The sequence below is a fragment of the Acidisoma sp. genome, from assembly GCF_035492295.1.
Classification (GTDB): Bacteria; Pseudomonadota; Alphaproteobacteria; order Acetobacterales; family Acetobacteraceae; genus Acidisoma.
Window position 1 is genome coordinate 1 of sequence record NZ_DATJJK010000286.1, and the last position, 7711, is coordinate 7711.

General features: G+C 67.4%; 7 protein-coding genes. 3 read left to right on the forward strand and 4 right to left on the reverse strand.

Annotated elements, in window-relative coordinates; translation table 11 throughout:
- The 3 genes from VL752_RS21545 to VL752_RS21555 all read right to left on the reverse strand — a co-directional run.
- Positions 1–1227 (reverse strand): ATP-dependent helicase (locus VL752_RS21545; protein ID WP_325358603.1); only part of this gene is annotated, 1227 nt, incomplete at its 3' end.
- A gap of 34 nt (positions 1228–1261) precedes the next feature.
- Positions 1262–2254, reverse strand: a complete 993-nt coding sequence (locus tag VL752_RS21550; protein WP_325358605.1) for a hypothetical protein — start codon at positions 2252–2254, stop codon at positions 1262–1264.
- A gap of 1 nt (position 2255) precedes the next feature.
- Positions 2256–3692 carry an MBOAT family O-acyltransferase gene (locus VL752_RS21555; RefSeq protein WP_325358607.1) on the reverse strand — a complete coding sequence of 479 codons (1437 nt, stop codon included), beginning with the start codon at positions 3690–3692 and terminating at the stop codon, positions 2256–2258.
- A gap of 167 nt (positions 3693–3859) precedes the next feature.
- Here VL752_RS21555 and VL752_RS21560 point away from each other — a divergent pair, with 167 nt between their 5' ends.
- Positions 3860–5008: an ATP phosphoribosyltransferase regulatory subunit gene (locus VL752_RS21560; protein ID WP_325358609.1), complete on the forward strand. Its 1149-nt coding sequence runs from the start codon at positions 3860–3862 to the stop codon at positions 5006–5008.
- 32 nt (positions 5009–5040) lie between these two features.
- Positions 5041–6330 carry an adenylosuccinate synthase gene (locus VL752_RS21565; protein ID WP_325358611.1) on the forward strand — a complete coding sequence of 430 codons (1290 nt, stop codon included), beginning with the start codon at positions 5041–5043 and terminating at the stop codon, positions 6328–6330.
- A gap of 160 nt (positions 6331–6490) precedes the next feature.
- On the opposite strand, the gene ykgO is transcribed toward VL752_RS21565, so the two are convergent.
- A complete protein-coding gene (ykgO, locus tag VL752_RS21570; protein ID WP_227306753.1) occupies positions 6491–6616 on the reverse strand; it encodes a type B 50S ribosomal protein L36 in 126 nt (41 codons plus the stop codon).
- A 362-nt stretch (positions 6617–6978) separates the two neighbouring features.
- On the opposite strand from ykgO, the gene VL752_RS21575 reads away from it, so the two are divergent.
- Positions 6979–7711: dTDP-glucose 4,6-dehydratase (locus VL752_RS21575; protein WP_325358615.1), on the forward strand; the 733-nt coding region annotated here is incomplete at its 3' end.

The window sequence follows — 7711 nt, forward strand, 5'->3', positions numbered from 1 at the left end:
GGCCGAGCGGCTGAGGGCGAGCCGCAGCCAGGCGATGGCGCCGAGGATTTCGCGCGGCATCTCGGTCTCGCGCTCGCTCACCATCTGCACCGGCAGCGCCGCCTCGCGCAGCGCCTCCAGGATGGGCTCGGCGACGAAACCTGCCCGCACCAAGACGGCGCAGGCGCGCAGAGGCATATCGGGCGTCGCCCGCCGCAGGCGCTGGACCCAGGAGAGGACGGCGCGGCCCTCCTCCTCCGCAGTCTCCACCGCCCGCAGCGCGATGGCGGCACCAGCGGAATCGTCAGGGGAGGCGACATGCAGCGTTTTCCGCAACGCCTCCGGATCCTGGGCGGCGACGGCATTGGCGGCGGCGAGAATGGTGCGGGTGGAGCGATAATTGGTTTCCAGCCGGATGGCGCGGGCGGCGGCCGGAAAATCCTGGCCGAATCGCCGGATATGGCCGACCTCCGCGCCACGCCAGCCGTAGATGGACTGGCAATCGTCCCCCACCGCGAAGACTCGCCCGTGAGAGGCGGCGAGCAGGCGCAACAGCCGGTGCTGGGCGGCATTGGTATCCTGATACTCGTCCACCAAAATTTCGCTCCAGCGCCCCGACCAGCGCGCGGCAAGCGCGGCATCGGCCGCCATCGCCTGCGCGGGGAGAAGGAGGAGGTCGTCAAAATCGAGCGCCCGCTGGCGGCGGAGTTCCGCGACGTAGCTGGGCAGCACCGCCACCGCCTTCTCCAGCACGGCCGCCTCGAAGCGCGCAAAGGCGGGCACGCGCGGCGGGCTGCTGCGCCCTTCCACGCCGTAATTGCGCAACAGGGACATTGCCTCGAAGACCTGCGCCGTCTCCTTGGGGTCCCGAATACCAGCGACCTGGCCAATCAGTGCCCGCGCGCGCGCGGCGTCCAGAATGGCGAAACCACGCGGCAAATCGGGCACCGCCGCCGCGTCCTCGGTCAGCAGCCGCGCCATGCAGGCGTGGAACGTGCCGACCCAGTGCGGCGCCTGGGACCCGAGCTTGCCCGCCATGCGGGCCCGCATCTCGGCCGCCGCACGGTTGGTGAAGGTGATGCAAAGCAACCGTTCCGGCCGTTCCTCGCGGTTCAGGATGAGATCGATCGCGCGGCGCGCGAGCGTCTCCGTCTTGCCGGAGCCGGCACCGGCGAGGACGAGTTGGGGGGCCGCGGCCAAAACCGCCGCGCGCTGCGACGGGTTGAGCCCCTCGAGATGATCCGACATGGGGACGGAGCTAGCACGGGACGTCCCTGATTCGTCAGGGGCAGCGGGACGCAAGGCTGATCGCCTCCTGCGCGGGCATTCGGGCCGCGCGGCCCAGCATCGGCGCCAGCCCGCGCGCGACGGCGATGGAATGCCGGGCCTGGCACTCGCTCACCAGATGGTCCTGGCTGTCGAAGAAATCGTCCCGTCCGTAGCGGCCCCGGTTCGGCAGCCGAAGAAAGTCCCCGCCATAGATGCGGACGAGCGCGGGCCCGAGCAGCGGGTCGGGCGGATGGTCGGCGAATTCCGTCGGCCACCCGCCGATGACGCGTACCCCGGCTGGCCTCGCCCAACCCAGGAAGGCTGCAACCTCCCGCGCGCCGTAGCCGCCGATGATCGCCGCCGCCGGTGGGTCCGGCCGGTGCAGCGTGGCAAGGAACGCGCGGTTCGCGGCGGCATGGGCAAGATCGTGGCCGATGCCATCTCCCTGCGCGTCGGTCTCGGCAAAGGCGGGATGGGCGAGTGCCGGGCGCAGGTCAGCTGCCGCCATCTCCACCAGGCTCGCGATTCCGCTCTCGGCCGTGCCGGAGAAGGCCGCCGAGAGCGTGCGGGCAGGGCCGAGCGACAGCAACAAAGCGCGGTCGTGGCGCCACAGAATGGCGGCATCCGGACCCCGGCGCGCTTCCGTTGGCGTCACCACATATTGCTGCAATTCCAGCGGCATATAGACCGTGTCTCCGGCATGGAGGCGCGGTTTCCAGAGTGCGAACTGATAGTCGAGCCCGAGACCCATGGCGACGCCGGCGTTGACGCAAGGCAGGTCGAGCATCGGCCCGATGATCGCGCAGCTATGGGAGAAGAGCGCGTTGGAACCGGCGAAAATGACGAGCTTCGGCCTGTCCGTCCGCGCCGCGGCCGCGCGCTTGTAGGCGATGGCCTCGCGCAGCGGGCCGAGATCGAGGGGCCGGTTGAGCACGAGGGCGAACAGCGCGCCGTAGAGGCCCAGGGAGGCCAGCAGCAGCGCGAGCAGGGCGAAGAGCTTGCGCATGTCAGAAGCGGAAATAGAGGAAGGGTGGTGCTGCGCCAGCGAAGAACAGTGCCTGCACCATGAAGCCGCCCGAGGCCAGAATGCCGCCCGCCCGCCAGCGGTCAGACGCCTCATGCACATGCGGCAAAGCGAGCACGATGACCCAGCCGAGGGCGAGGAAGGCCAAGGCCTCGGGCAGGCTCAGCGTGCGCGCATTCCCCAACGCGGCCAGCAGCGGCACCGGATGCGCGATCGCCCCCAGCGGCGGCCAGAGGGCGATGAGCTGGATGGGAAGCGCGAGGCCATTCAGTCCGAGAAGCCCGCGCAGCATGGCGGTCGTCGCCGCCATATCCTGCGCCCGGAACGGCACCCAGGCGAGCAGCACGGCGAGCAGCGTCAGCGCCTGGGCCAAGGGCCGGGGCAGCCGCGCCCGGGGCGGCACGACGCGGCTCCAGACTTCATGCAGGATGAGATAGAGCCCATGCAGGCCGCCCCAGAGCAGGAAGCGCCAATCCGCCCCATGCCACAGCCCGCCGAGCAGCATCGTGATCATGAGATTGAGTCGCCGCCGCCCCTCGCCGTGGCGGTTGCCGCCGAGCGGGATATAGACAAAATCGCGAAGAAAGACGGACAGCGTGATGTTCCAACGCCGCCAAAATTCCCGTATTGTCAACGCCTTATAGGGGCTATTGAAGTTAAGCGGGAAGCGGACGCCGAACAGCCGGGCAAGCCCGATCGCCATATCCGAATAGCCGGAAAAGTCGAAATAGATCTGCAGGGCGAAGGCGAGCAACGCGACCCAGGCTTCCAGCAGCGTGATTGGCGCGCCATGCGCGGCGGCCGCGAAGCCCCGATCGGCGAGCGGCGCAAAACCGTCTGCCAGGACGAGTTTCTTGGCGAGGCCGAGGAGAATGATCGTCAACGCCTCGGCCATCTCCTCCGGCGCGACCGGCCGCCGGGCCGAGGCCGCAATCTGCGGCATGACCTCAGCCGGGCGAACCAGCGGCCCCGCGATCAGATGCGCGAAAAAGGCAATACAGTTGGCATAGGCCAGGAAGCTGCCCCGCTCGCCTGAGGCCCTGCATTCGGACAGATACATAATCTGCTGAAATGTATAGAAACTTATCCCCAGAGGCAGGGTCAGGCCAGGCCGGCCCAGGCCAAGGCTCCCGGCAATCAGATTTCCGTATTTGAAGAGGCCGAGCACGCCCAGATTGGCCGCGACCGTAAGGCCAAACCAGGGGCCGGCACGAACCCGCGCGGCGCACCAGAAATTCACCAGGATGGAGCCAGCGAGCAGTGGGAGATCTCGCATGTTTCCAGATGTATAGAAGATGAAGCTCATGCAAAGGAGGAGGATAAGCGCGCCGCGGCCAGAGCCGAGGCGGCCAGCGAGATGAAAACCCGCCCAGGCCAGCGGCAGGAACCCGAAAAGAAAAAGCGGCGTGCCGAAGAGCATGACGGCACAGCTTGCGCACAGGCTTTTTGTTTCGTAAATGAATCAATAAAGCTGCATTCGTTTTGTCATCGAGCGCCCGGGTGCTATAGCGCCTCCGCATCGCCGTGGGCTTCACCGCATTGGGCTTTTCCAGGCTCTTCGCCGATGCGACGTGAGACGGAGCCGAAGTGACCGACGATCTGCCCATGAACCCCGCCCTGCTTCCGGCAGGCCTGCGCGATCTCCTGCCGCCTGCGGCCGAGATCGAGGCCCGATCGATCGAAGCGATGATGGAGGTCTTTGCCACTCACGGCTATCAGCGGGTGAAGCCGCCACTGGTGGAGTTCGAGCACAGCCTGCTCGCGGGCTCGGGTGCGGCCGTCTCTGAGCAGACGTTTCGCCTCATGGATCCGGACAGCCAGCGCATGCTGGGCCTGCGCGCGGATACGACCCCGCAGGTCGCCCGCATCGCCAACACCCGGCTCGCCGCCGCGCCGCGCCCGCTCCGGCTTTCCTATGCCGAGCACTGCCTGCGCGTCCGCGGCAGCCAGCTTGCCCCAGACCGGCAGATCGCCCAGGCGGGCATCGAACTGATCGGCTCCGACTCCCCCGGGGCCGACGCCGAGATCATCTTGACGGGTGCCGAGGCGCTCGCGTCGCTCGGCCTCACCGAGGTCAGCTTCGACCTCGCCATGCCGACCATGGCAGGCACGCTGCTGGACGGCGCTGACTTCAAGCCCGAGCACCGTGCCGCCCTGGCCCATGCGCTGGACCGCAAGGACGCGGCAGCCGTAAGCCGGCTCGGCGGAGCCATCGCCGACGTGCTGACGCGCCTGTTGCTGGCCGCCGGGGAAGCGACGCCTGCGCTCGCCGTGCTGGCGGAGGTGGAGCTTCCGCCCGAGGCCCGGGCGCTCGCCGACCGGCTCGTCGCCGTCGTCGCCGCGATTCGCGCGCGGGCACCGGCCCTGCGCCTCACCATCGACCCGCTGGAATTCCGTGGTCTGCGTTACCACACGGGCCCCTGCGTCACGGTTTATGCCCTGGGGCACCAGCAGGAACTGGGCCGTGGTGGCCGCTATGTCAGCGGCGAGCGGGAACCGGCGACCGGTTTGACGCTGTTTCCTGATGCGATCCTGGAGGCGGCGCGCACGCCGCCTCTGCGCCCGCGCCTTTATGTCCCGGCCGGCACCGATGCCAGTGTCGCCGCCCGCTTCCGCGCCGAAGGCTATGCGACCGTTGCCGCCCTCGGCGATGAGAAGGACCCCCCGGAGGCCGAGGCGCGGCGCCTCGCCTGCACCCATCTCCTGACAGACGGCGCCGCGGCGCCGCTTTCCTGACCTTATAAGAAGACGATTCGGAGTACCCGCTCATGGCGAATGTCGCGATCATCGGCGCCCAATGGGGCGATGAGGGCAAGGGCAAGGTTGTCGACTGGCTCGCCAGCCGCGCCGATGTCGTCGTGCGCTTCCAGGGCGGCCATAATGCCGGCCATACGCTGGTAGTGGGTGAGCAGGTCTACAAGCTCTCGCTGCTGCCGAGCGGACTGGTGCGCGGCAAGCTCGGGGTCATCGGCAACGGCGTGGTCGTGGACCCCGAGGCCCTGCTCTCCGAGATGGCGCGCCTCCAGGCCCAGGGCCTGGCCATCACACCCGAAACCCTGCGTATCGCCGAAAACGCACCGCTGATCCTGCCGCTGCACGGCGCGATCGACCGGGCGCGCGAGGCCGCGCGCGGCGAGCACAAGATCGGCACCACCGGGCGCGGCATCGGCCCGGCTTACGAAGACAAGGTGGCGCGTCGCGCCATCCGGCTCTGCGATCTCGCCGAACCGGAGACCCTCTCCCACAAGCTCGACGAACTGCTGCTGCACCACAATACCCTGCTCATCGGCCTCGGCGCCGCGCCCTTCGAGAAGCAGGCGCTGCTTGACCGGCTGCTGGAACTCGCCCCCCTGCTGCTGCCCTTCGCCGAACCGGTCTGGGAGTTGCTGGACGAGGCGCGCCGCGCCGGCCGCCGCATCCTGTTCGAGGGCGCCCAGGCGGTGATGCTGGATGTCGACCACGGCACCTATCCCTTCGTGACCAGCAGCAATACGGTGGCAGCGACAGCGGCTTCCGGCGCCGGTGTCGGCCCCTCCGTCGTCGGCATGGTCCTCGGCATCGCCAAGGCGTACACGACGCGCGTGGGTTCCGGCCCCTTCCCGACCGAGCTTTTCGACGAGACCGGCCGGCTGTTGGGCGAGCGCGGGCATGAATTCGGCACCGTGACCGGCCGCCCGCGGCGCTGCGGCTGGTTCGACGCCGTCATGGTGCGCCAGGCCGTGAAGGTCGGCGGCATCCAGGGCCTGGCGCTCACCAAGCTCGACGTGCTGGACGGATTCGCCGAACTCAAGATCTGCACGGGCTATGAGATCGACGGCCAGCCGTTCCGCCATCTGCCAGCCGCGATGGGCGCGCAGGCCCGCGCGACGCCCGTCTATGAAACGATGGAAGGCTGGCAGGATTCAACGCGCGGTGCGCGCTCCTATGCCGATCTGCCGGCGCAGGCGATCAAATATGTTCGCCGAATCGAAGAGCTGGTGGAATGCCCGGTGACGCTGCTCTCGACCAGCCCGGAGCGTGACGACACCATTCTGATGAAGGACCCGTTCGAGGGCTAATGCCTGCCCCTAGACCCGCGGGCTGGTCCCGCGGGTCTAGGGGTCCATCAGCCGGAAGTGAACACGAAAAGGGCGGAGGGTGCATCACCATCCGCCCTTTTCGTCGGTCATGCAGAAGCCGCGCCGCACCCCGAAGGGCGCGGCCGGGGCCATGGCTGACTTAGCCCTGGCGCGCCTTCATGCGCGGGTTCTTCTTATTGATGACATAGACGCGGCCGCGACGGCGAACGACGCGGCAGTTCTTGTCGCGGGTCTTCGCGGAACGGAGGGAGTTACGCACCTTCATAGTTCAGGCCCGATCTTGGCAAAGCCGGAACCACAACAGGCGGCCCGGGCTTGAGTTGCATATAAAAAGGACAAGGCCGGTCGCCCGGCCCTGTCGCGGTGAGCGGTGCATAAGGAGCGCGGCTCCGGCTGTCAATCAATCCCCATCGATTCTGCCCCTCATGAACGGCGAAGGAGCCTTGCACGCCGCTGGTCCGGCGGCCGCTTCGGGCCGAGCGAGGCATTCATCGCTCGCGCTTTCGTGACGGCAGCACAAGCGCTTTGCCTCCCGGCGCGGCCCCGTCGGACCCGGGAGATTCGCTTGCCCAGGGGCGGCAAACATGCCAGTTCAGACAGGTTCCTTCATTCTAAGGTAGGATTGTGATGCGTCTGCTGATTACGGGTGGCTGTGGCTTTATCGGGTCTGCGGTGGTCCGCCACGTGATCCGCAACACGGATCATTCCGTCATCAATGTCGACGCCATGACCTATGCGGCGTCGGAAGAAGCGCTGGAAGAGGCGCGCACGGACCCGCGCCATGAGCTGATCCGCGCCGACATCGCGGATGCCGCGGCCATGAAGGAGATTTTTGAGAGCCGCCAGCCTGATGCGGTGATGCATCTTGCCGCTGAAAGCCATGTCGACCGTTCGATCGACGGACCGGGCGACTTCATGCGCACCAATATCATGGGCACGTTCACCCTGCTGGAGGCCGTGCGCGGCTATTACGGTACGCTGACGGGCGAGAAGAAGGATGGTTTTCGCTTCCATCATGTCTCGACCGATGAGGTCTTCGGCGCTCTGGAAGAGAATGATCCGCCCTTCAGCGAGACCACGCCCTATGATCCGCGCAGCCCCTATTCGGCGTCCAAGGCCGCTTCCGACCATCTGGTCCGTTCCTGGAACCATACCTACGGCCTGCCGACCTTCGTCTCCAACACGACGAACAATTACGGCATCTGGCATTTCCCCGAGAAGCTGATCCCGCTCGTCATCCTCAACGCCCTCGAAGGGAAGACCCTGCCGGTCTATGGCGACGGGTCGAACAAGCGGGACTGGCTCTTCGTCGAAGATCATGCGGAAGCGCTGGTGAAGGTGCTGCTCCAGGGCAAGCCGG

Coding starts and splice junctions, on each gene's coding strand:
- VL752_RS21550 (WP_325358605.1), bottom strand. CDS start 2,254: ATGCGCAAGCTCTTCGCCCTGCTCGCGCTGCTGCTGGCCTCCCTGGGC.
- VL752_RS21555 (WP_325358607.1), bottom strand. CDS start 3,692: ATGCTCTTCGGCACGCCGCTTTTTCTTTTCGGGTTCCTGCCGCTGGCC.
- VL752_RS21565 (WP_325358611.1), top strand. CDS start 5,041: ATGGCGAATGTCGCGATCATCGGCGCCCAATGGGGCGATGAGGGCAAG.
- ykgO (WP_227306753.1), bottom strand. CDS start 6,616: ATGAAGGTGCGTAACTCCCTCCGTTCCGCGAAGACCCGCGACAAGAAC.